The sequence below is a fragment of the Mesorhizobium amorphae CCNWGS0123 genome (assembly GCF_001686985.1).
GTDB lineage: Bacteria > Pseudomonadota > Alphaproteobacteria > Rhizobiales > Rhizobiaceae > Mesorhizobium > Mesorhizobium amorphae.
The window spans coordinates 223,467-246,844 of sequence record NZ_CP015318.1 but is presented as its reverse complement, the minus strand read 5'-3'; the positions used below and the strand labels follow the sequence as shown (position 1 = coordinate 246,844).

18 protein-coding genes are annotated in these 23,378 nt (G+C 61.5%); 11 read left to right on the top strand and 7 right to left on the bottom strand.

What is annotated here, in order from left to right:
- The first annotated feature begins 60 nt into the window (after positions 1 to 60).
- Entirely contained in the window at positions 61 to 594 is a 534-nt protein-coding gene (locus tag A6B35_RS01080) for a TetR/AcrR family transcriptional regulator (protein WP_006206456.1), read from the top strand.
- Between the two features lie 217 nt (positions 595 to 811).
- On the opposite strand, the gene A6B35_RS01075 is transcribed toward A6B35_RS01080, so the two are convergent.
- Both A6B35_RS01075 and A6B35_RS01070 read right to left on the bottom strand, forming a co-directional pair.
- Positions 812 to 1,972 (bottom strand): patatin-like phospholipase family protein, encoded by a 1,161-nt coding sequence (locus tag A6B35_RS01075; protein WP_006206455.1) that lies wholly within the window; start codon positions 1,970 to 1,972, stop codon positions 812 to 814.
- On the bottom strand, positions 1,965 to 2,753 hold the full coding sequence (locus tag A6B35_RS01070; RefSeq protein ID WP_006206454.1) for an acetoacetate decarboxylase: 789 nt from the start codon (positions 2,751 to 2,753) through the stop codon (positions 1,965 to 1,967). Before A6B35_RS01070 ends, A6B35_RS01075 begins: the two co-directional genes overlap by 8 nt.
- A 228-nt stretch (positions 2,754 to 2,981) precedes the next feature.
- Here A6B35_RS01070 and A6B35_RS01065 point away from each other — a divergent pair, with 228 nt between their 5' ends.
- The 9 genes from A6B35_RS01065 (at position 2,982) to A6B35_RS01025 (ending at position 12,141) form a co-directional block, all read left to right on the top strand.
- A complete protein-coding gene (locus A6B35_RS01065; protein WP_006206453.1) occupies positions 2,982 to 3,770 on the top strand; it encodes a 3-hydroxybutyrate dehydrogenase in 789 nt (262 codons plus the stop codon).
- Positions 3,771 to 3,955: 185 nt separating this feature from the next.
- A complete protein-coding gene (locus A6B35_RS01060; protein WP_006206452.1) occupies positions 3,956 to 4,774 on the top strand; it encodes a chromate resistance protein ChrB domain-containing protein in 819 nt (272 codons plus the stop codon).
- Positions 4,771 to 6,156, top strand: coding sequence for a chromate efflux transporter (gene chrA / locus A6B35_RS01055; protein WP_006206451.1), 1,386 nt, complete (start codon positions 4,771 to 4,773; stop codon positions 6,154 to 6,156). Before A6B35_RS01060 ends, chrA begins: the two co-directional genes overlap by 4 nt.
- Before the next feature lie 163 nt (positions 6,157 to 6,319).
- On the top strand, positions 6,320 to 7,204 hold the full coding sequence (locus tag A6B35_RS01050) for a dihydrodipicolinate synthase family protein (RefSeq protein ID WP_006206450.1): 885 nt from the start codon (positions 6,320 to 6,322) through the stop codon (positions 7,202 to 7,204).
- A gap of 18 nt (positions 7,205 to 7,222) precedes the next feature.
- On the top strand, positions 7,223 to 7,882 hold the full coding sequence (locus A6B35_RS01045; protein ID WP_006206449.1) for a GntR family transcriptional regulator: 660 nt from the start codon (positions 7,223 to 7,225) through the stop codon (positions 7,880 to 7,882).
- A gap of 62 nt (positions 7,883 to 7,944) precedes the next feature.
- On the top strand, positions 7,945 to 9,282 hold the full coding sequence (locus A6B35_RS01040) for an ABC transporter substrate-binding protein (RefSeq protein ID WP_006206448.1): 1,338 nt from the start codon (positions 7,945 to 7,947) through the stop codon (positions 9,280 to 9,282).
- The gene (locus A6B35_RS01035; RefSeq protein WP_006206447.1) at positions 9,282 to 10,220 is read left to right on the top strand and encodes a carbohydrate ABC transporter permease; all 939 of its coding nucleotides are present in this window, start codon (positions 9,282 to 9,284) and stop codon (positions 10,218 to 10,220) included. Before A6B35_RS01040 ends, A6B35_RS01035 begins: the two co-directional genes overlap by 1 nt.
- Positions 10,221 to 11,042, top strand: coding sequence for a carbohydrate ABC transporter permease (locus A6B35_RS01030; protein ID WP_006206446.1), 822 nt, complete (start codon positions 10,221 to 10,223; stop codon positions 11,040 to 11,042).
- Positions 11,043 to 11,082: 40 nt separating this feature from the next.
- Positions 11,083 to 12,141: an ABC transporter ATP-binding protein gene (locus A6B35_RS01025; protein ID WP_006206445.1), complete on the top strand. Its 1,059-nt coding sequence runs from the start codon at positions 11,083 to 11,085 to the stop codon at positions 12,139 to 12,141.
- Between the two features lie 148 nt (positions 12,142 to 12,289).
- On the opposite strand, the gene A6B35_RS01020 is transcribed toward A6B35_RS01025, so the two are convergent.
- From A6B35_RS01020 to A6B35_RS01000, 5 genes are all read right to left on the bottom strand, one after another.
- Positions 12,290 to 13,360, bottom strand: coding sequence for an adenylate/guanylate cyclase domain-containing protein (locus A6B35_RS01020; RefSeq protein WP_065518129.1), 1,071 nt, complete (start codon positions 13,358 to 13,360; stop codon positions 12,290 to 12,292).
- Positions 13,361 to 13,363: 3 nt separating this feature from the next.
- Complete coding sequence (locus tag A6B35_RS01015) at positions 13,364 to 13,855, bottom strand: Rab family GTPase (protein ID WP_006204825.1); 492 nt, start codon at positions 13,853 to 13,855, stop codon at positions 13,364 to 13,366.
- A gap of 16 nt (positions 13,856 to 13,871) precedes the next feature.
- Positions 13,872 to 16,529 (bottom strand): OmpA family protein, encoded by a 2,658-nt coding sequence (locus tag A6B35_RS01010; RefSeq protein ID WP_065518128.1) that lies wholly within the window; start codon positions 16,527 to 16,529, stop codon positions 13,872 to 13,874.
- Between the two features lie 7 nt (positions 16,530 to 16,536).
- Positions 16,537 to 17,202, bottom strand: a complete 666-nt coding sequence (locus tag A6B35_RS01005) for a coiled-coil domain-containing protein (protein WP_040582064.1) — start codon at positions 17,200 to 17,202, stop codon at positions 16,537 to 16,539.
- 586 nt (positions 17,203 to 17,788) lie between these two features.
- Positions 17,789 to 20,008, bottom strand: a complete 2,220-nt coding sequence (locus tag A6B35_RS01000; protein ID WP_006200293.1) for a mechanosensitive ion channel family protein — start codon at positions 20,006 to 20,008, stop codon at positions 17,789 to 17,791.
- Positions 20,009 to 20,417: 409 nt separating this feature from the next.
- Here A6B35_RS01000 and A6B35_RS00995 point away from each other — a divergent pair, with 409 nt between their 5' ends.
- Complete coding sequence (locus A6B35_RS00995) at positions 20,418 to 23,375, top strand: trifunctional glycosyltransferase/class I SAM-dependent methyltransferase/polysaccharide deacetylase (protein ID WP_244425871.1); 2,958 nt, start codon at positions 20,418 to 20,420, stop codon at positions 23,373 to 23,375.
- Positions 23,376 to 23,378 lie beyond the last annotated feature (3 nt).

The following is a 23,378-nucleotide window of genomic DNA, read 5'->3' as shown; positions in this document are numbered from 1 at the left end:
TACTGTACCGTCTGGACGGTCTTGTCAATTCCACATAGGCTAATGTAAGGGGAGGCGCCGATGAAAACCCGCAGAGCAAATTCCCGCGACAAGATCCTCGCCGCTGCCGCCGAGGTGGCGCGGGAGACCGGTCCCGGCAGCCTGTCGCTCGACGCCGTCGCCAGCCGCGCCGGTGTGTCGAAGGGCGGCCTGCTCTACAATTTCCCGACCAAGGCCAAACTGATGCAGGGCCTGGTGGAGGACTATCTGCGCGAATTCGAGCAGGCGCTGGAGTCCCGCGCGACCGACAACGGCAGCGAAAGCCGGCTTGCGGCCTATGTCAGGCTTTCGGCCGACGATTGCGAGGAGCCGAAACCTTCGGCATCCTGGATCTTTTCGGCAATCGCCGAGGATCCCGATTTCATGACGCCGATAAAAACCTTCAAGCAGCAGCTGTTCGAGCGGCTGAAGGATGAGACGCCTGATATCAAGGCGCTGCTGGTCTGCTTTCTCGCCATTGAAGGGCTTCGCAGCATGAATCTCTTCGATTCCGACGTGCTCTCGCAGGACGAGCGCCGACTGCTGGTGGCGTCGCTGCTGGAGATTGCAAAATGAGTTGCCGCGCCCACTGAGGTCGGGTTCAGGTTCAACCGAACGCAACTCCCGGTCGAAATCGTCACACCAGCTTCATCGTCCGGACATAGCGTCTTCCCGTCTTTGCTGCAGTGCAAACGGAGTGGACGATGGTGGACGTTGTTTCAAGCGAAGCGGGTATTCCGAGACCGGATCATCCGCTGCATCAGTCGGGCGGCTCCGGGGCTGAAGGCCTGGTTTAGGTGGGATCTTCGCGGTGCAGATCGTGGATGGCGACGCCCTCGACGTCGGTCGGCAGGGTCAGCCACTGGCGATGGCGGAGCGTGCGCTGCGTGTCCTCGAGGCCCATCTCCCAATGTTCGCGCATCGAGGTTCCCGAGAATTCGTAGTCCTTGGCGTGTCCCTCATAGCCCTTGTGCTGGTAGATGAGGTGGACAATGTTGACCACGCCGGCGTCCGAATAGTCGGCGATCAGCTCTTTCTCGCCGTCCTTCAGCAGTTCGGGCGGGACGCGGTTCAGCGCGTCGAGCAGCTTCATCTTCAGCGCATGGATGCGCTGGAAATTGTCGGTGTTCTGGCGCGTGCGGCTGGAATACATGATGTCCTTGTGGCGCGACAGCACGTCGGCCATGCCGCGCGGGAGTGCGCCGCGGGCGCTGAACAGGTCGACCTGGAACACGAGCGACGAGCGGTCCTCTTCCTGGTCGAGCAGATATTGCAGCGGCGTGTTGGAGACGATGCCACCGTCCCAGTAATACTCGCCCTCGATGCGGACCGACGGGAAGGCCGGCGGCAGCGCACCGCTGGCCATGATGTGCTCCGGGCCGATGCGCACATTGTCGGTGTCGAAATAGACGAAGTTGCCGGTCCTGACATTGACCGCGCCGACGCTCAGCCGCTTCCTGCCGTCGTTGAGGATGTCGAAGTCGATCAGGTTTTCCAACGTGTCCTTCAATTCGGCGGTGTCGTAGAAGCTGGTGGCGCCGTCGGCACCCGGCTGTTCGAACCAGGGATTGGGATTGCGCGGCTTGAAGAAGCCGGGCTGACCCATGGCCATCGTCATCCACGAGGACGTGCGGTTGCGAATGTCGCGGTAAATGTCGCCTTCGGGCGTATAGGCCCAGATCTTGCGCCCCGAAATCGTCTGCCAGAATTGCTCGAGACGCTGCAGCCGGCGGCTCGGCTCATTGCCGGCGATGATCGAGGCGTTGATGGCGCCGATCGAGACGCCGGACAGCCAGCTCGGCTCGCAGCCGGCTTCGGCCAGCGCCTGATAGACGCCGGCCTGATAGGCGCCGAGCGCGCCGCCGCCCTGGAACACCAGAGCGATGCGGTCATATTGCGCCGTGATCTCCGCAATGGTGGCGGCGGGCGCCTTGTTGCGGGTGCGTTCAAGCACGAGCTTTCTCCGGCTGGGATGCACTGGCAGCGGACTGGCCGTGGCCGGCGAGGTAATCGTGGACGACTTCGCCCAGCCCAAGCGTCAAATCGGCGGTGAAATGGACGGCGGACACGATGTCGAGCACCGGCAACTTTGCCACGTCGGCCATGACATGAGGCCTGAGATCGAGCGCGGCCGGTGCGGTCCATGCCTCTTTCAGCGTCACGTCGGTGAGGTAGTAGCGAACCAGCTCGCAAATGCGCGGGCTTCCGTCGACATGCGGGATGATCTTGATCAGGAAGTTGGGCGCGGCGAGCGACGCGAGCACCTGATCGTGGTCGGCTTCCCTGTGCTTGTAGCCCATCGTGCCGGTGGCGCACAGCACGCTGCCATAGTGCAAGGTGCCGACCACGACCTCGCCCTCATGCGCAATCTTGGGGCTGGCGAGCTTCTTCGGAAAACCCCAGAGCTCGCGGCCACCGGCGATCGGCGCGTCGTCGTCGAGGTACATGGAATGGACATAGCCGCCGTGCTGGCCCTTGTAGCGCACGGGGATGACCTGACCGGTCTCGGTATAGTCACCGAAGCCGGTCGAATCCGGCATGCGGATGAACTCGTACTTGACCAGCGGCTCGTCGATCTCCAGCGGCGCCGGGACGACGGCCTCGAGCGCCTCGCGCGTCGTGCGGTAGGTGATGATGACGTATTCGCGGTCGAAGAAACGATAGGGACCGGGCGGGAAGGACGGGTTGGTGAGCGGCATCGCATAGGCGCGCTTCATGACATCGGCGATTTCCAAGTCTGTACCCCATTCATTCGGGATGACTGCGCGAATGCGCAGGCAATTATGTTGCACGGCACCATGACAGTCCCGTGTCAGCCGGGCGACCACGGCCGCAAGGTCAATCGCGGACCGGGTTGGGCCGCAATCTGGCTGTAATCGCATCGACATATGGTTCTGGCATTGTCGTGCTGCAATGCACAAATATATGATCGTACTTCCCTCCCACTTCTCGCGAGATCCCCCATGGGTTTGCTGCCTTCGAAAAACGCCCTCGTCACCGGCTCGACCAGCGGTATCGGCCTGGCCATAGCCCGCGCCTTCGCCGCCGAAGGCGCCAACATCACCATCAACGGGCTGGGCGACGCCGCTGATATCGAGCAGGAGCGCGCCGGCATCGAGCAGGATTTCGGCGTCAAGTGCCGCTATTCCGGCGCCAACATGATGGACGGCGCGGCGGTGAGCGCCATGGTGCGCGAGGCCGAGGAAGCCTTCGGCAGCCTCGACATACTGGTCAACAATGCCGGCATCCAGCATGTGGCGCCGATCGAAGAGTTTCCCGACGACAAGTGGGAAGCCATCATCCGCATCAATTTGCTTGCGGCCTTCTATGCGATCAAGGCCGCACTGCCCGGCATGAAGGCGCGCAAATGGGGCCGCATCATCAACACGGCTTCCGCGCATGCGCTGGTCGCCTCGCCTTTCAAGTCGGCCTACGTCTCGGCCAAGCACGGCATTGCGGGTCTAACCAAGACGGTAGCGCTGGAAGCGGCGCAGGACGGGGTCACCGTCAATGCGATCGCTCCCGGCTATGTCTGGACGCCACTGGTCGAAAAGCAGATTCCCGACACGATGAAGGCGCGCGGCATGACCGAGGAACAGGTCAAGCATGATGTGCTGCTCGCGGCCCAGCCGACCAAGGAGTTCGTCACCGTCGAGGAGCTTGCGGCGCTGGCGCTGTTCCTGTGCTCGGACGCGGCCAGGCAGATCACCGGCACGACCTTGCCGATGGATGGCGGCTGGACGGCGCAGTAAGCGCCAGCGGCAGGCGTTCCGGTTTTCGCGGGCAGGCGCGGCCGGCGTCGTTAGCGCCAGCTGCTGCTTTCTTGACAAAGGCCGGCGATCGTTCCAGCATTGTGGCAAGGGGTTCATCGCGATGACCCCGTGAGGCGTCAGCCCAACGATCGCGTCCAAGCTCTCTTTTCCTGGAGGTGGACGCCATGCCGTCAACAACCGCAATCACCGTAGCGCAACTCTCCCGTCTCGTCGGCCTGCCCGACGCGCCCGATCTCGTCGACGTGCGTATCGATGAGGATTTTGAAGCCGATCCGCGCCTGCTGCCGGCGTCGTGCCGGCGCGATTTCAGGACCGTCTCGACCTGGGCGGCCGACTTCGCCGGGCGCCGCGTCGTCGTCATCTGTCAAAGAGGGCAAAAGCTCTCGCAAGGCGTCGCCGCATGGCTGCGCCATGAAGGTATCGCTGCTGAATCGCTGGAAGGCGGCTTCGAGGCCTGGGGCGCGGCCAAGGGACCTCTGTTCAAGGCAGATGCGATGCCGCCGCGCGACAACAAGGGCCGCACGGTGTGGGTGACACGCGCGCGTCCCAAGGTCGACCGTATCGCCTGTCCGTGGCTGATCCGCCGTTTCGTCGATCCTTCGGCGGTGTTCCTGTTCGTCGAACCGTCCGAGGTGCTGGCGGCCGCCGATCGTTTTTCGGCGGTTCCCTTCGATGTAGACGACGTGTTCTGGAGCCATCGCGGCGAGCGCTGCACCTTCGACACCATGATCGAGGAGTTCGGACTGCGCTCCGAGGCGCTCGATCGCCTCGCTCTGATCGTGCGCGCCGCCGATACCGCACGCCTCGATCTCGTACCGCAGGCAGCGGGGTTCCTCGCCGCGTCGCTCGGCCTGTCGCGCATGTTCCGCGACGATCTCGAACAACTCAAGGCCGGCATGCTACTCTACGATGCGTTCTTCCGGTGGTGCCGCGACGCGACCGATGAAACGCATAACTGGCCGAGCGGGGGCAAAGCGCCATGAGCTCCCTTGCCGCGAACGATCAGGTCGAGGCGGTGCAGCCCCCGGCCATGCCGACCTTCAGGGAAGCAGTGCGGCTGTGGGCGAAGATCGGCCTGCTCTCCTTCGGCGGGCCGGCCGGCCAGATCGCGCTGATGCACAAGGAACTGGTCGAGGAGCGCCGCTGGATCGGCGAGCAGCGCTTCCTGCATGCGCTCAACTACTGCATGCTGCTGCCTGGTCCGGAGGCACAGCAGCTCGCCATCTATATCGGCTGGCTGCTGCACCGGACCCTGGGCGGCCTTGTCGCCGGCACCTTGTTCGTGCTGCCGGGCGCCATCGTCATGCTGGGCCTGAGCAGCTTCTACATGCTCTACAATGACGCGCCGGTCGTCGAGGCGCTGTTCTTCGGCGTCAAGGCGGCGGTGCTGGCCGTCGTCGTCGAGGCCGTCATCCGCATCGGCAAGCGGGCACTGAAGAACCGGGTGATGGTGGCGATCGCGATCGCCGCCTTCCTTGCCATCTATGTCGTCAAGCTGCCGTTTCCGCTCATCATCCTGGCAGCCGGGCTGACCGGCTGGATCGGCAATCGCCTTGCGCCGGTGCCGTTTTCCGGAGCGGCGCACGGCAAGGGCAACGCGCCTGACATTCGGGGAGTGGTCGACCTGATGTTCGAGCGCGGCCAGCTCGACCATACAAGGCCAACGAGATGGCACGCGCCGCGCACCATCGCAACCTGGCTGCCGATCTGGCTCGGGCCGGTGGCGCTGATCGCGGCTCTGACCGGTTCGACCAGCGTCTGGACGCAGCTTGGCAGTTTCTTCAGCGTCATGGCGGTCGTCACCTTCGGCGGCGCCTACGCGGTTCTCGCCTATGTCGCGCAAGCGGCCGTCACCTCTTTCGGCTGGCTGGCGCCCGGCGAAATGGTTGACGGTCTCGGCCTCGCCGAAACGACGCCCGGGCCGCTCATCCTGGTGCTGCAGTTCGTCGGCTTCGTCGCCGCCTACCGCCACGCCGGCGCGATGAGCCCGCTCATCGCCGGATCGCTCGGATCGCTGCTGACGCTGTGGGTGACTTTCGTGCCCTGCTTCTTCTGGATTTTCCTCGGCGCGCCCTACATCGAGCAGTTGCGGCAGAACAAGGCGCTGTCAGCGGCGCTCGGCGCCATCACCGCGGCCGTCGTCGGCGTGGTGATGAACCTTGCCTTGTGGTTTGCACTGCATGTCGTTTTTGGCCAGGTGCGCAGCGTCGGCCTCGGGATGGAGATCCCGGTGCTGTCGTCGCTGGACTGGCGTGCCGCACTGCTGGCCGCCGCCGCGATGGTCGCCATGCTCAGGCTGAAGATCGGCATGCTGCCGACATTGGCCGGATCGGCGCTGGCCGGACTGGTGCTGCTGGCCGTGTGAAGCCTGGCCCGCGATGGCGTCACATCGCCTTTGCCCGTGAGGCGTCGATCCGCTCGCCGTCGCGTCGCAGCGCATCGTTTCGAAAAATGCGCATCGCCCTGTTTACAACTGACATGTTAGTCTGATACAACTGCCTGCAGATTGATATCTGGAGAGCCTTCTGGTGGTTTCGCGCTTTGGTCTTTCGGTTGCGCTTGCAACGCCCTTTCATGTGTCCGGGCAGATCGCGGTGCCCGCCATGGTCGCGCAGGCCAAGGCTTGCCTTGGCGGCGGCTGCAGCAGCGCGACGCTGTTCGGCACCACCGGCGAGGGCGCTTCCCTGGGCACCGAAGAGCGACGAAAGGTCATCGAGGCGATGCTCGCCGCCGGCATCCCGGCGCACCAGCTGGTCGCCGGCGTTCTGGTCGACGCGGCCGAGGATGCGGCCGAACAGGCGCGTCATGCCCTGCAGCGCGGCGCCCGCAACATCCTTCTCGCGCCGCCTAGCTACTTCAAGAACGTCGGCGAGGACGGGCTGTTCGGATGGTTCGCCGCGGTCTTTGCCGCGCTCGGCCCGCTGGCGCGCGATGTCCTGCTCTACAACATCCCTTCCGTCACCATGGTGCAGCTGCCGCTTGGCCTGATCGGCCGGCTGCGCGCCGCCTTTCCGGCCATCGTCGCCGGGGTCAAGGATTCGGGCGGTGACTGGAGCTACAGCGAGGCGCTGCTTGCCGCGCATGGCGACCTGGTGATCCTGATCGGCGACGAGCGGCATCTGGCGAGAAGCGTGCGCCAGGGCGGGCAGGGCGCCATTTCCGGCATGGCCAATTTCGTCACCGGCGAAATCCGCGCCATGGCGGTGGACGGTCGTGACGACCCCCGCGTCGAGAATTTCGTGCTCGAACTGCTCAAACATCCGGTCACGCCGGCGGTGAAGGTGATGGTGGCGCGCAAGACCGGCGACGACGGCTGGCTGGCGGTTCGCCCGCCGCTGGAGCCGATCGCCGCGCAGGGCCGGCAGCAGCTTGCCGCCGCCTATGACAGGCTGTTTGCAACAGAGCCGGCCTGACCGGCAAGGAAGCGCTGAATGGACGACAGCAGCGAACCGGGAACCCTGAGGGAAAAGGCGTATGCCAGCTTCACGCGGCATCTTCTGGCGCGCGACCTCAGGCCCGGCCAGTTCGTGTCGCAGCGCGAGTTGGTCGCCTTCACGGGGCTGCCGCTTGGCGCCATCCGCGAGATCGTGCCGCGCCTCGAGGCCGAGGGGCTACTGACGACCATTCCGCAGCGCGGCATGCAGATCGCGCATATCGACATCAACCTGATCCGCGAAGCCTTCCAGTTCCGTCTGTTCATGGAGCGCGAGGCAGTCGCCCTGTTCACGGTCAACGCGCCCGACGCCGAGCTCGCCCGGCTCCGGCGCGAGCACGAGGAGATGCTGGCCCACGCTTTGGCACAGGCCGCGACGCCGGAAATGGAAGCCAAGGCGCAGACCATCGACTGGGCCATGCATGACACCTTCATCGACGCGCTCGACAACGAGATCATCGCCAAGGCCTATCTGGTCAATTCGGTGAAGATCCGGCTGATCCACCAGGAGCGTTTCCGCATCGACGGCCGCGTCGTGCCGGTCATGCGCGAGCACCTTACGGTGATCGAAGCCATGGAAAGCCGCAATCCGCAGAAGGCGGTCGAGGCGATCAGCCAGCATATCGACAATGCACGTCGGCTGGCGCTGCAAATCTGAGGAAGCATGAACCGCGCCGCAACCGCGGTGCAATCGACAACGACAGCAACCGGGAGGAAGAAATGTCGTCCAATCTGTTCAACCCAACCAGGAGGCAACTCCTCGCAGGAACCGCGGCTCTCGCCGCCGCCGGCCTTGTCGGCCTGCGCCCGGGCTTTGCCGCCGGCGTCGACTGGAAGCGCTTTGCCGGCACGACGCTCGACGTCAATCTGGTCAAGAGCCCGCGCAGCGACACGCTGATAAAGTATCTCGCCGAGTTCGAGGAACTGACCGGCATCAAGGTCAATGCCGAGGCGACACCCGAGCAGCAGCAGCGCCAGAAGACGGTCATCGAGCTCAGCTCCGGCAAACCCAGCTTCGATGTCGTGCATCTGAGCTACCATGTGCAGAAGCGGCAGTTCGAGAAAGGCGGCTGGCTGGCCGACATCTCCGGCTATCTCAAGGATGCCACGCTCACCGATCCGGGGCTGGTCGAAACCGACTTCGCCGATGCCGGCATGGTGTTCGCCAAGGACGGGCAGGGCGCGCTGCGCTCGCTGCCGTTCTCGGTCGATTACTGGATCCTCTACTGGAACAAGGAACTGTTCGAAGCCAAGGGGCTCAAATACCCCGAGACCTTCGAGCAGTTGGTGGCCGCAGCCGAGGCGCTGACCGACCCGTCGACCAACACCTATGGTTTCGTCGCCCGCGGGCTCAAGAACGCCAACACGCCGGTGTGGACGTCGCTGATGCTCGGCTACGACATGACGCCGCTCGACGCCGAGGGCAAGCTGCGCACCACCTCGCCGGAGGCGATCGAGGCCGCCAGCCTCTATCAGCGGCTGATGACCAAGGCTGCTCCTCCCGGCGTCACCGGCTTCAACTGGGCCGAAGCCCAGTCCGCCTTCCTGCAAGGCAAGATCGGCATGTGGTTCGACGGCGTCGGCTTTGCCCCGCCGATGGAAAACCCCGAGAAGTCGCGGGTGGTCGGCAAGGTCGGCTACGGCGTCATGCCCAAGGGGCCCAAGGCGCATGCCTCGGGCACGTTCGGCGACGGCATCGGCGTGACGGCGGCGAGCGAGAAGAAGGAGGCCGCCTATCTGTTCTGCCAGTGGGCGGTGTCGCCGGCCATGGGCGCGCGCCTGCTGCAGGCTGGCGCCGGCGTGCCGTTCCGCAAATCGGTGTTGGAAGACCCCAAGGTGCGCGAGGGTGTCACCATGCCGGCGAGCTGGCTCGATGCGGTGGTCGGCTCCGGCAATGTCAGCCGGCTGGCGCTGCCGGTCATCATCCCGGTCACCGAGTTCCGCGATACCTTTGGCGTGGCACTGAGCAACATGATCGCCGGTGCCGATCCGGCCGATGAGCTGAAGAAGGCCACCGAGCAGTTCCAGCCGGTTCTCGACAGGAGCGAGCAAGGCTGATGTCCGCCACCACCCCAGAACAGGCCGGGGTGACGATTGAAGCCACAGACGGGAGCCAGACGATAAGGCTGGCTCCCAACTACTGGCCCTTCGTCGTTCCAGCGCTCGTCGTCGTCGGCGCCGTGATCGTCTTTCCCTGGGCCTTCACCCTATGGATGAGCGTCAACAGCTGGACGCTCGGCCAGTCGCGAAACTTTGCCGGCGCGGAAAACTATCTGCGCCTGGCGAGCGATCCGCGCTTCTGGGAATCGCTGTGGCACACGCTGACCTACACGTTCCTGTCGGTCGTCGCGCCGATGTTCTTCGGCACCGTCGCCGCCCTGATCTTCGACGCGAAGTTTCCGCTGCGCGGCCTGCTGCGCGGCGTCTTCGTGATGCCGATGATGGCGACGCCGGTTGCCGTGGCGCTGGTCTGGACGATGATGTTCCATCCGCAGCTTGGCGTGCTCAACTACCTTCTGTCGCTGGTCGGCATCCCGGCCCAGGAATGGATCTTCAACGCCAACACCGTCATCCCTTCGCTGGTCGCGGTCGAGACCTGGCAGTGGACGCCGCTGGTGATGCTGATCGTGCTCGGCGGGCTGGCCTCGGTGCCGCGCGAACCGTTCGAAAGTGCGGAGATCGACGGCGCCAATGCCTGGCAGCAGTTCCGCTACCTGACCTTGCCGATGATCGCGCCGTTCCTGATGATCGCGATGATCATCCGTACCATCGATGCGCTGAAGAGCTTCGACATCATCTACGCCATGACCCAGGGCGGGCCGGGCACGGCGTCGGAGACCATCAACATCTATCTCTACAACACCGCCTTCTCCTACTACGACATCGGCTACGGCTCGGCCATGGCCGTGGTGTTCTTCATCGTCATCGTGGCGTTGTCCTTCATCCTGTTGATGCTGCGCCAGCGTTCGCAATGGATCGATCAGGAGGGCAAATAGATGAGCTCACGACTGCTCAACCAGATTGGGCTGTTCTTCGCGGCCCTGGTCATCGTCTCGCCGGCGATCCTGTTCTTCCTCTGGATGATCTCACTGTCGCTGAAATTCGAAATCGACAACGGCGCCTATCCGCCGATCCTGATCCCTGAACATCTCGCCTGGTCGAACTATGCAAAGGTGTTCGAGGAAAACAACTTCCTGCTCTATTTCTGGAATTCGGTGCTGGTGACCGGCACGGCGACGCTGCTGGCGCTGCTGATCGGCGTGCCGGCCGGCTATGGCATCGCGCGACTCAAGGCCGAACGGTCGGCGGTCGTCATCATGATCGCCCGCATGACGCCGGGGCTTTCCTATCTGATCCCGCTGTTCCTGCTGTTCCAATGGATCGGCATCCTCGGCACGCTGTGGCCGCAGATCATCATCCATCTGGTGGTGACCGTGCCGATCGTGGTCTGGGTGATGATCGGCTATTTCGAGACGACGCCGATGGAACTGGAAGAGGCGGCCAACATCGATGGCGCCTCGTCCTGGCAGGTGTTCCGGCTGGTCGCGCTGCCGATCGCCAAGCCGGGCATCGTCGTCGCCTTCATCCTGTCCATCATATTCTCGTGGAACAATTTCGTCTTCGGCATCGTGCTGGCCAGCCGTGAGACGCGCACGCTGCCGGTCGCTGTCTACAACATGCTCTCCTACGAGCAGGTGAGTTGGGGACCGCTGGCCGCCGCAGCACTGGTGGTGACGCTGCCGGTTCTGGTGCTGACCATGTTCGCGCAAAGGCAGATCGTCGCGGGGCTGACCGCCGGCGCCGTCAAGGGCGGCTGAGGGCGGTCCGAGCGGACATTACTCTTTCTGGAGGAATCCAATGGCATCGGTAACCATCAACAACGTGCAGAAGGCTTTCGGAGCCACGCGGATCATCCACGACGTCAGCGTCGATATCGCCGATGGCGAGTTCGTCATCCTGGTCGGGCCGTCGGGCTGCGGGAAATCGACGCTGCTGCGCATGATCGCTGGGCTGGAGACCATCTCGGGCGGCAAGATCGCCATCGGCGAGCGCACCGTCAACAATCTCAGGGCGCGGGACCGTAACATCGCCATGGTGTTCCAGAACTACGCGCTCTATCCGCACATGACGGTGGCCGACAATATGGGCTTTGCGCTCAAGATCAAGAAAGCCGATCCGGCCGACACCGCCGGGCGTGTCAAAAGGGCCGCAAACATTCTCGGGCTGGAGAAGCTGCTCGATCGCTTTCCGCGGCAGCTTTCCGGCGGCCAGCGCCAGCGCGTCGCCATGGGCCGCGCCATCGTGCGCGACCCGCAGGTGTTCCTGTTCGACGAACCGCTCAGCAATCTCGACGCCAAGCTGCGCGTCCAGATGCGCGGCGAGATCAAGGCGCTGCACCAGCGGCTGGGCACCACCACGATCTATGTCACGCACGACCAGATCGAGGCGATGACCATGGCCGACAAGATCGTCGTGCTGCATGACGGCCTGGTCGAGCAGATCGGCGCGCCGCTCGACCTCTACGACCGGCCGGCCAATCTGTTCGTCGCCGGCTTCATCGGCTCGCCGTCGATGAACTTCATTGCCGGCCGCATCGAGGAAGGCATCTTCCGCAGCAACGGCGGACTGACCCTGCCGCTGCCAGAAGGCATCCACCCGGCGCACGCTTCAGGAAGCGAACTCATCTACGGCATCCGCCCCGAACATATCCGTGCGGCGGCCCAGGGCATCTCCGGCACGGTCACGCTTCTGGAAGCGACCGGTTCGGAGATATTCGCCAAGGTCGACTGCGCCGGCGAGGAGATCTCCTGCCTGTTCCGCGAGCGGCTGGCGCTGAAGCAGGGCGAGACAGTGCGGATCGAGGTCGACCGCAGCTGCGCGCATCTGTTCGACGCCAAGACCGGGCGGCGTATCTGACCGGGACGGTCACGCAAAAGGGTTATGTTCCAGCTCTCGTACGGGATAGCGGGGAAACGCTGACAGAAAATGTCGCTGTCCTCGATTGGGTCGCGTCCCAATAGCCGATGCTGGGAGTGAAGGGCCGTTGGGCCGCCAAGCGGGCCGATCAGGCCCGGAGTCGCCACATCCGCACACGACCTGTACCTCGCAATTCCGTTTCCGCGAGTGGGTCGCAAGCAAAATCTGGTCCAAGCAGTTCGTGAGTTGCATCCGAAATACGGATTTCATCGGGCTCCGCGGACGTTTGAATACGTGAGGCGAGATTGACGGTGTCGCCCCACAGGTCATAGGCAAACCGCCTTTTGCCTATGACGCCAGCGACGATTGGTCCTGAGTGAATTCCAATTCTGAGTCCTAGCGGTTCGCCTGCGAAGCGTTCGCGCTTACCCGCTTTCCGCAGTTCAAGTGCGTAATGCGCCAGGGCTTCGGCATGGTCGGATCGCGCGGTGGGCAGGCCAGCGACCACCATCACACAATCGCCGATTGTCTTGATCTTTTCGCAGCCGTATAGTTCCGAGAGCAGATCCGCCGCCTTGAAGAAGTAATTCAAGATAGCGAGCGTCGTCACGGCTCCGACGCTCCGCGCTCTTTCCGTAAAACCGACGATGTCGGCAAAAAGCACACTCACCTCTGCGTGGCTGTCTGCAATTTGTTCGTCCGCCTTCAACCGCTCCGCGATCGACGCCGGAAGAATGTTGAGGAGTAAGGTTTCGGCGCGCTGGTATTCACGCGACAAGCCCTCTTGGCTCTCCCTCAGCGCCTCGTTCGTCGATTGCAGTTTCTCGTTGAGTTGACGCTCCCTCTCTTGCAGGAGCGTCATTTCATAAGCCTTCTGTTGAAGCCGCTGCCTACTGTCGCGTTCTGCAGTGGCGTCAAGAAAGATCAGCCACACGCAGGCATTGTCGGCAAAAAGATGAAGATCCGCGACACGCCCGCTGGGCAGTTCTACCATGGCCATATGATATGGAAGCTCCGGGCAAGGCAGCAAACCTTCCATGAATTCAAGCTGCTCGGCAACAGGCTTACCAATGCGAAGTGATGAGAGTCCGTAATGTTTAACGTTACCGCCCTTCGCAGCTATGCAAAGCTGGGCGTCAATTTTCAGATATGCGACGGAGTGCTCACTGTAGAAGAAATTGTAAATCCAACTTCTGACTTCTTTTGGCAATCCAGGCATGGTCTATTCGGTGACCATCGAAGCAAGCTGGCGAAACGCATCATCAACATTTTCACCCGAAAGCGCACTTGTTAGATATATTTGCCATCCACGTTGCCTCAGTTCGTTAATCTCGCTATCCGATATTGCCCACCGATCGGTCAGATCGGATTTGTTGAACAGCAATACAAACGGCATAGCGCCGAATTCGGCCTCGGCCCGCTCGCGCAGTGTGAGCGCCACGGCGAGAGTAGCGGCGCGGGTTCCATCGATGACAAGCACCAGCCCGGTCGCACCCCGCACATAGCTGACGCGGAATGAGCCGATATCGTCTTCGCCGGCCAAATCCCACAAAATCAGATCCACGGTTTTGTCCGGGAGTGCGACACTCTTCTTGTCGATTTTCACTCCCACCGTGGTCAAGTAGGTGTCTGAAAAGATGCTTTGCACAAACCTGCGGACCAGACTCGTCTTTCCGACAGCGAACCCGCCCAGCATGCAGATCTTTTTTTGCAACGTCCCAGGCTCCGCACTAGTCCAAGTTTACCGTAATCGAAACCCGGCGATTCGTGGAGCTCCCGGTTTGACTATTTTCAGGCACCACCGGCTCAAAAGTACCCGCGCCCCGAACCAGCAGCAGTTCCGGAGCGACGCCGCGCTTGTTGAGAAGCGCGCGAACTGTCTCGGCGCGAGCGGCGCTGATCGACGCGTTGGCCGTCTCACGGCCCGTGCCATCCGAATGGCCGGTCAGCATGAACCGCGCTGTTATGCCTGACTTGCGGGCACTTTGGGCGAATTCCTTTATTTGATCCGCCAATCTGTCGAGCACCGGCGTCTGCTCCGGTCCCGGGACAACTTTGCCGGAGTTGAAGAAAATATCGGTTGCCTGGATGGCCTCTCTCAAACGATTGAGTTCTGGAAGGCTCAGCTCACTCAGCTGCGAGACATCCAGAACCACTCCGTCCTCCGAAAGTTGTTCGGCGGCGGCTTGCGCCCGGTTGATCCAGGCGGCAGGAGCCTCGCCCACGACAACGATGCGACCCTGGACGATCGAAAGCCGAACCGATTTCGGCGGGGTCAGCGACGCCGTCAGCCGCTTCACCACGAACTTCGGATCAAGGCTCTGATAGAATTGCCACTGTGAATGAACGCGGGCGGGATCGACCTCCGTTCCGGACAGCAGAGCCTGCGGGTCGGCGGCAAGCGGGTCTCTCAGGCCGGAAATGTAGAAATGTCCGCCCCTTGCCGCTTGTTGGGCGACGATGATTCCCGGTTGGGCCTCAAGTCGCGACACATAATGCTGCCAGTGCTCCGCCGCGCGTGCTTCGGGGCTCACATCACGAACCTTGGAGATGTCGAATTCCGGTCCGCCTGCCGAAAGCTGTCGGGCCGCTGCGCGCGCCCGATCTATCCAGGTGTCGGGAGCCTCACCCTCGGCAACGATGCGATCATCGACGATCGAAAGTCGTACTGTATCCGGCGGATACAGCGACGCCGTCAGCCGCTTCAACACGAACTCCGGCTCAAGGCTCTGATAGAATTGCCACTGCGAATGAACGCGGGCGGGATCAACCTCCGTTCCGGACAGCAGAGCCTGCGGGTCGGCGGCAAGCGGGTCTCTCAGGCCGGCAATATAGAATTGGCCATCGCGGATCCTTTGTTCGGCAACGATTATGCCCGGCTGGGTCTCCAGCCGCGACACATAGGCCTGCCAATGCTCCGCCGCGCGTGCTTCGGGGCTCACATCACGAACCTTGGAGATGTCGAATTCCGGTCCACCTGCCGAAAGCTGTCGGGCAGCTGAGCGCGCCCGATCTATCCAGGTGTCGGGAGCCTCACCCTCGGCAACGATGCGATCATCGACGATCGAAAGTCGTACTGTATCCGGCGGAGCCAGTGACGCCGTCAGCCGCTTCAACACGAACTCCGGCTCAAGGCTCTGATAGAATTGCCACTGTGAATGAACGCGAGCGGGATCGACCTCCGTTCCAGACAACAGCGACTGCGGATCGGCGGAAAGCGGGTCTCTCAGGCCGGCAATGTAGAATTGGCCATCGCTCACCTTTTGTTCGGCAACGATGATGCCCGGCTGGGTCGCCAATCGCGACACATAGGCCTGCCAGCGCTGCCCGGATTGCCAGGAAAGAAAGAACCAACCCCCTGCCGCAATCAAAATCAGCAGGACTGCGGCCGTCACCAGCCATGGAAATCCCTGGTTTGAGTCCTCCTGCTTCAGTTCAACGCAGGTCTGCAACTGCGTCTCTACGCCGATCAACTGCGAACTGTCGCCGTCAAACTGCTCTAAAGCCTGTGAGTATTCGTCATGGATGCGAAACAACACATCGCGAACTATTTCATGTAATTCCTCTGGCGGATTCCCCCGGATCACCGCAACCAAGGTCGCAAAAGGTCCAACTTCTGACCAGAGACGAAGCTCCCCAAAACGGATAGTGTCCAGGCCGCTCTGTTCTTTCTCGTTAAATGAGTCTTTTACAAAATCTTGAATTGCACTAAGCATCGAAGAAATGAGTTGAGGGTCTTCGCTCGTTGCGTTTTCGGCAGTTACATGGGCTATCAAAAGCCCGGAATTGCGGTTAATGAGAAAGACATGTTCTACACGATACACAAGAGAATGCTTAAGAACGACTTCAGAGAAGCTTGCACCTGTTCTCCAAGATTCAAATCTCCACTTTAACCCATGCCAGGTAAATATATGTCTTAAAGTTTCATTCAGCGACTGAAAGGTCTGGTCGATCTTTTCCCCGATCGACTTGCGAATTGCCGGCAGAAATACGGGGTATAATATATCCGTAAGCGTACGCGGGCTCTTCTGGATAGACCGTTGCACGGCCCTCTCGACAGCTGGCGCAAGGGCCTCGCCGAGTTGCGCATGAGGCGCACGTGCGGCAGCACTGGGAAGAACGCCCCCCACTGCAGCCGCAAGCTGCTCAGGTTCATCGAGCAGATCCGAAACTCGTGAAAGCTCCGAAATTTCGCGGCCGACCAGCAACTGGCGCAGCGTTTCCATGCGAGGATCGGCGGTTGGAACTCCTTCAAAACGCGCTCGATAGTCCGGATCAACATTCCGGGCAATTTCGACCAAAAGACGAGCCAGAGCTTCGCGATCAATCTCTGGATCGTTAGAAGCTGTTCTTTGCGGAAGGTTGATTGGGTCGACGGTTGACGTCAAGTTCCGATCAACTCACTTTCCAGCTGCGTTCCGAGTTGCTCTTGTTGCCGACGGGATCCTGATTTAGACATTTTGCAACCTCGACAAACAGGCCAGCCAGAAGATTGCGGTCGGTCTTGACATTGCCGAGATCAGAAAACATCTTCTCCATTACCATCTGAATGCTTTCATACTTTTGCTTGATTTCCTCACGCAGCAAATGATCGTTTCGATTTATCCGGTCCGCAATTTCGCGCTCAAGCTCGCTCAATTGATCCGACAACGCGCGCACCTGCTTTTCAAGCGCCTGATTTTGCTCGCGAAGATTCCGGTCAATCTCCTTGTCGGCGTCGGCTCGCGCGTCTTTTTCGTTCCGCAATTGCCCGGCAAGCGAGTCGACCTGCTTCTTTGCATTTGACTCGTACATTTCAAGATTGCGCTTGGCCTCGGATTCGACATCCTTGAAGCGCTGCAGGACCCGTTCTTCAAGCTTGGAAAAACGGCGGTCATAGTCCTGCATCTGGTTGCCGAACAGCAGATCACGTATCTTGTCGACACCTACAGCGTCGCCAGGGGCCCCGCTCTCGCGAGCCTGGCCCCCCAAAAAGGTCAGCCCGTTTCCCTCTGCATTACTTATCAGATTTGCGTCCGCTTTATTTGCCGGAGAAGTGGTACTCGAAGATTCCTTGGCCATCCCTACGCCCCTTCATTTGAACAGCTGCCACAGTGGTAATTTAGAAACTGGTGAACATGTCAGCAAAATAGCCGGCCTGCAAGCCGGACTTTTGGCCTAGGCGCGCTTCGTGCGTCCCTTTTACGTCTCTTGGACTAGCAACAAATGCACAAGTTACGATTGCCGTCACTCTAATGTCTCTTCGCTATAGTGACCATAGCCGGCTAACCTAATCGGCCCGCGGGGGTAATCTGCCAACCAAAGGAGCAATACTATAACGGGCTATACTACTGGAGCGCAATTGCGCTGCGAAGACTCTTTAGACGTATTGCAATTCGCTTGTCTGGCGGTGCACATGCTGCCTTGCACCCGGCTGTATACTAAGACCATCAGCCTTCCTTCCCGGCGGGAACGAGCAAGCCGATCGTTTTCATGATCCCCCGGATCTGGTTGGAAAGCTTTCGCGATCTTGTCGAGCGCGCGGTCATGCGGTGTCACCGAGGCTCGTGGCGGTTACTTTTCGTCCTAAACGTTTGAAGATAAAAGAATATCCCTGCCACGGGCGACCGCCAAGCCGCACTGTGACCGACAGGGTGCCGCAGCTTTCCTACTCCGTTGTGCCGGCTTTTTTTCTGCGCCGATTGGTGTGCGACTGCGCGACGGCCATTTTCAACGCGGGTGTGATTTCCGAGGGCGCGATCTCAGGCCCATGCGGGTTCTGTAGCCCCTCAACATGGACGGTCGGGAACGGCAGTTCGATGCCCTGCTCCTTGAAGACCTGGCGGATGCGTACATAGAATTTGCGTTTCATGCCAAAGGCGCCTCCTGGTCGGGTTGTGGCCTTGAGTCTCAATACGATGCCGTACTCGCCGAACTCCTGTACGCCCTGCATTTTGATCGGCTCGAGCACCCAGTGTTTGAATTCGGGATCTTCCGCCAGTTCGAGGCCGATTCGCTTGATCAGCTTGCGAGCGAAGTCGATATCGGTGTCATAGCCGACGGTGATGTTGAATTTATCGATAACCCAGTCACGGCTCTGGTTCTGGACTGCCCCGAGTTCGCCGAACGGTACGGTGAAGAGCGGTCCACGATGGTGACGCAGCTTCACCGAGCGCAGCGAAAAGCTCTCCACCGTACCCCTGTAGCTGCCCGATGTAATATATTCGCCGACACGAAACGCATCATCGAGTAGATAAAATACGCCTGAGATCACGTCCTTGACGATGGTCTGTGCGCCAAAACCCACGGCGACGCCAACGACGCCTGCGCCGGCGATCAGCGGGCCGATCTGGATACCCACTGAGGCGAGCATCATCAGCACCGCCATCACGACGATCACTGCAAGCAGAATGTTCTGGATGATAGGCAAGAGCGTGCGCAGCCGCGCCTGTTGCGGATCGAGGGTCGGCACGTTCTCCTCGCCGATCACCGCGTGCGGCATTTCGATGCCCAGCTTTCGTTCGATCAAGGCTTTGATGATCGACCAGCCGAAATCGGCGGCAAGCGCAATGACCATGACATTGATCAAGCCGCGCAAAATGAGCGTGGTGGTCGTATCGCTATCCCGCATGGACTGCATGTCCAGACCCCAGACACGCGCGAGAAGGTAAGCCGCCGCCAGGATAAAGATCATCCGGATTCCACGATCGATGACAGCGATCGTCACGGCCGGGATCGTAGGCCGGCCAGCATTTTCCGAACCCGGCCGCAGCACGAAATTAACCCCGCTCTGCGTCAGCACGATTGCCAAAGGCAGGAAGAATGCGGCGAAGGTGAACCAGAAGATTGTGTAAAGACCCGCGATGCGCTGCAGGAACAGAACGACGAAATAAGCAGTCAACAGCCATGTCGCTGCCGTGTGACCGTGCCCACCGTCCCGCCATGTTCTTGGCCGGCGCCAAACGGCAAGCAGCAAGAGCAGCAGCAATACGAAATCGGCGCCCACCGATAGGACCATCATTCCGTCCCGATCGATGCCGAGACCCGGCAAAAGGACGAACGCGGCCGCGATGAAGGCGAAGACGCCGACGATCCGAGCTACCCAATAGGACCAATGGTCAGCCGTTTCGTTGGTTACCGGCAAGGCACGAACCTCGACGGCGCTCTCGACGTGCATGAAGGAAGGGACGAGCAGGGCTGCCACGTACGTGCGCACACCCCATGTAAAGACTGCAGCCATCAGAAATGTCAGCACAATCTCGCGGATGAGCATTGGCCAATCGAACAACATGAACGCGCCGGCGCTGCCCAGCGCGAACGACACGATCAGCAGGCTGGAATAAAGCGAGCGGCCGCCAATCTTCTTGGCCCGCCCGATGGGCGTATCCTTCGGTTGCGCGATGATCCAAAGACGAAATGGGCGGGTCAGCTTGTACGTTGCCCAGGTGAGCGCCAGGCCGGCAGCGATGAAAATCGCAATCAGCAGTAAGACGCCGGCGGATCCCTTGCTGGACATATCCGCCATGGTCTCTGCCCGAACGCGCGCGAACTGGCCTGGCAGCAAGGGCAATGTTCGCACGATTCTTTCGATATGATGCTTGATCCGATCGAGCGTCGAGGATGCCATCGTATTCATCTGGCTCGGTGCGGCCACGGCGTCGGACGATGCGGCGGCCGGCGAAGCGGCTGCCTCGGCAGGCACTCCCGTTGACCCGGCATCCTGATTTCGTTGTTCGGCCACCCAGGCCTTCACTGACGGATCGTCGAGGAGCTCGAACAGCTGTTTGACCTTTTCAGGCGGGACGGTGGCCGGCGCCTGCGCCTGTGCCGGAAGAGTCAGCAAGAGGGCGATCCCAAAGAGGAGCGGCTTGGCAATCAGGACAAACATCGCAGCCAGATCTCCGAAACGTCGTGCCGGGCGCGCCAGAGGCCTGGCTCCCAATCGTCGAATCATGAGTGGCATCCGTGCTGTAACCTTCCGCCAAAATCGGCAAGCAACGACATCTATGTCCGTCGTTGCTCCTACCTTGAAGAAACCGATGTTGTGGTGCAACACTTCATCGTTCCAAGCTAGACCGTTGCGCCGGGTACTTGGCGGTGTTTATTTGGCCGCCGGGGCAGGGCATTCCGACCTCGGCCTAGGCCTCCGGCCGCTCTATGGACTGGCACTAGGATCCCAGGCTCGTAGTGCGAATGGGTCGACGCTTATATGATCAATCACCTGTTCCGGCGTGACGCGGTTGCAGTTGTGCACGGGATACTTCAGGCGTGGGTAAGACGGCGTGGCGCATAATCCCTTGGTTTCCATCGTGGTTCCTGCGCACAACGCGGAGGTGACGCTGGCACGCGCACTCGATTGTCTTCTCGATCAGGAAATAGTGGATTGGGAGGCGATCATCGTTGACGACGCCTCCACGGACAGCACCCCCGCGGTCATCGCTGATTATGTGGAGCACGATGCCCGATTTCGGACGTTGAGTTCTTGCGCGTCTAGTGCCGCCAGTGCGCGAAACAGCGGGATTTCGACAGCGCGCGGCCACTGGCTCATGTTTCTGGACGCGGATGATTGGGTGGATGCCAGCTTCCTTGCGAAAATGCTGGCCGCGCTGAAAACCGCGCCCGATGCGGTGGCCGCCTATTGCGGTTCTCGGCGCGTGATGCCCGATGGCGAACTCACCCCGTCGAGCATCGCAACCGAGGTTGCGATCCAGCCCTTCGAAACATTCGCCCGCCGGTGCGCAATTCGCACTCACACGCTGCTGGTCGACCGGCAGACAATTGTCGAGTTGGGCGGTTTCGATGTGTCGCTGCGCACCTGCGAGGACTGGGATCTGTGGCAGCGTCTTGCACGTCTAGGCAAAAATTGGGTGATGGTCGACGAGCCGCTCGCTTTCTATAGGGTCAGCCCCAACTCGCTCTCCCGCAATTCGACGCGGATGCTGGCAGATGCGGAAATTGTGATCGCCCGCGGCTTTTCTCCTGATCCCAGGGTCAAGCACCCGGCACCGACTCATGCCAATGGAGCGATCGAGGCGAATGGCGGCAGCGCTTCCGAAGCACTCGCGTGGTTCGCGTTGTGGAACGCCGCTTCGGATTGCGGCAGCGGCTCGCGGTCGATCAACCCGCAGTCGATGCGCGCGCTGCCGGCAGGACGCAAGTGGGCGCGTGAGGTCGCCAAGGTGGCTTTCGATGGCCTTATGGTAGGAAGCCTGTCGGCGCCGGCGCAATTGGCTGCCAGGTGGGACAGGTTCGGCGGCGCCCTCACCGGGTTGATCGTCGAACTCGGCAAGGTCTGGGACAATCCCGTCGCGGGTCGCCGCGTCCAGTATCATATTGAGCAAATGCTTCTCGACGTCGACGATCTTGCCGCGCCGCGCAGGCTGGCGCGGACACTTGGAATACGCGTCGACGCCCGCAGTCCAACCTCGATCGAACTCCCGGAAGGCATCGATCAAATTTATGCCTATCTGATGATGGATGGCCGGATCGAGGCTGTCGTGCAGTTCGGCGCACTCGGGACAGTGACAAGGCGTCATTGGATTGAAATGATTCAGAATGTCGCGCCCGCTGAGCGGCTTGTAGACAGTGCCGGAAGGCTTGCGGGGCGATCGCCTGTACCGCAACAGGGCGACGGTGCCGACACGTCAGATATCATTGCAGCCGAGGCATTGTTGTCCACAGCGGAACGCCGGTCTGATCTGGACAGCCACTTCGGCAAACTCGCGCGATTGGCCGCGGAGGCGCGGGAGTTGGTTCAGTTGAGCGCCGAAGCTACGGAGCCTCCTCCCGCGCCGCGCCGCTCACCGGCCGCGGATGGGCGCGGCAATGATCGCAGCTCGTTCTGGAATCGCTATTTCGCGACCGAGGATCCCTGGAACTACGGTTCGTCCTATGAGCAGGAAAAATATGAGCGGCAGCTCGAAATTCTGCCTGCCGGTCCCATCGGACGGGCGCTTGAGCTGGCCTGCGCGGAGGGCCATTTCACGCGGCAGCTGGCGCCGCGTGTGGGCCATTTGACCGCAACCGACATCTCCGCCGTAGCCGTCGAGCGCGCGCGCGCGCGATGCAGCGACCAGCCGAATGTCGAGTTCGGCGTGCTGGATTTCATGGCGGACACGCTGCCGGGTGAAATGGATCTGATCTTCTGTTCGGAAGTGCTCTACTACCTGGATGATCTCGCCGAGTTGCAACGCTTCGCCAAAAAAGTCGTTGAGGCGTTGGCGCCTGGCGGCAGCTTCATCAGCGCACACGCATTCGTGCTGCGTGACAATCCTGAGAGGACGGGCTTCGACTGGAACACATTCGGTGCGCAAGCGATCGCGGAGACGCTGGCAGCGACCGAAGGCCTCGTCCTCGATCAATCGATCCAGACGGAGCTCTATCGCATAGACCGCTTCCGCCGCCTGTCGCCAGGCGAGGTGGCGACGGAACCGATGATTGATCATGTGCCAATCCGCGCGCGCATCGAAATCGGGGTCGCGCGAAAAATCGTCTGGGGCGGGGCACGGGCCTTGCGCCGCGACGTTGCACGCAGCGAGCGGCGGCAGCGTATTCCTGTCCTCATGTATCACAGCATTGCCGAAGACGGTCCGGCCGCGCTCGCCCGTTTTCGGTGCACACCCGCCTTGTTCGGCAGCCAGATGGCATGGCTGCGCGCCAATGGCTTTCACGCGATTTCGTCCGAGCAGCTGGAAGGGTCCATCGTCAACCGCCAGCCTTTCGTTGGCCGCCCGGTGCTCATCACCTTCGATGACGGCTTCCAGAACTTTGCCGACCATGCCTGGCCGACCTTGCGCGCCAACGACCTGACCGCGGAAGTGTTCCTGGTGACGGACTTGGTGGGTGAAAGTGCGCAGTGGGACGCCGACAGCGGTCCGCCGACGCCGCTTATGGACGCCCGGACGGTGCGACGCCTCGCCGGCGAGGGTGCGTTCTTCGGAAGCCACCTGGCGACGCATCGCGCCATCGATGGTCTGGCAAGCTCTGACCTGGCCGCCGAGCTCCTGCGCTCCCGTATGTTCATCGAACGGTGGACCGGTCGGCCAACCACGGCGTTCGCGGCACCCTTCTCCGTCACCGACCGAAGGCTTGGCCGTTTGGCCAAGGAATGCGGCTATCGGACCGGCTTCGGTGGCAGACACGGGCCGGCGGACCTCGATTGCGAACCCATCGACCTTCCGCGCATCGAGATTCGCGGAGATCGCTCGCTCAATGACTTTGTTGCCATTGTAGAGGCCGTGCTCGAAGAGCGGTGAACT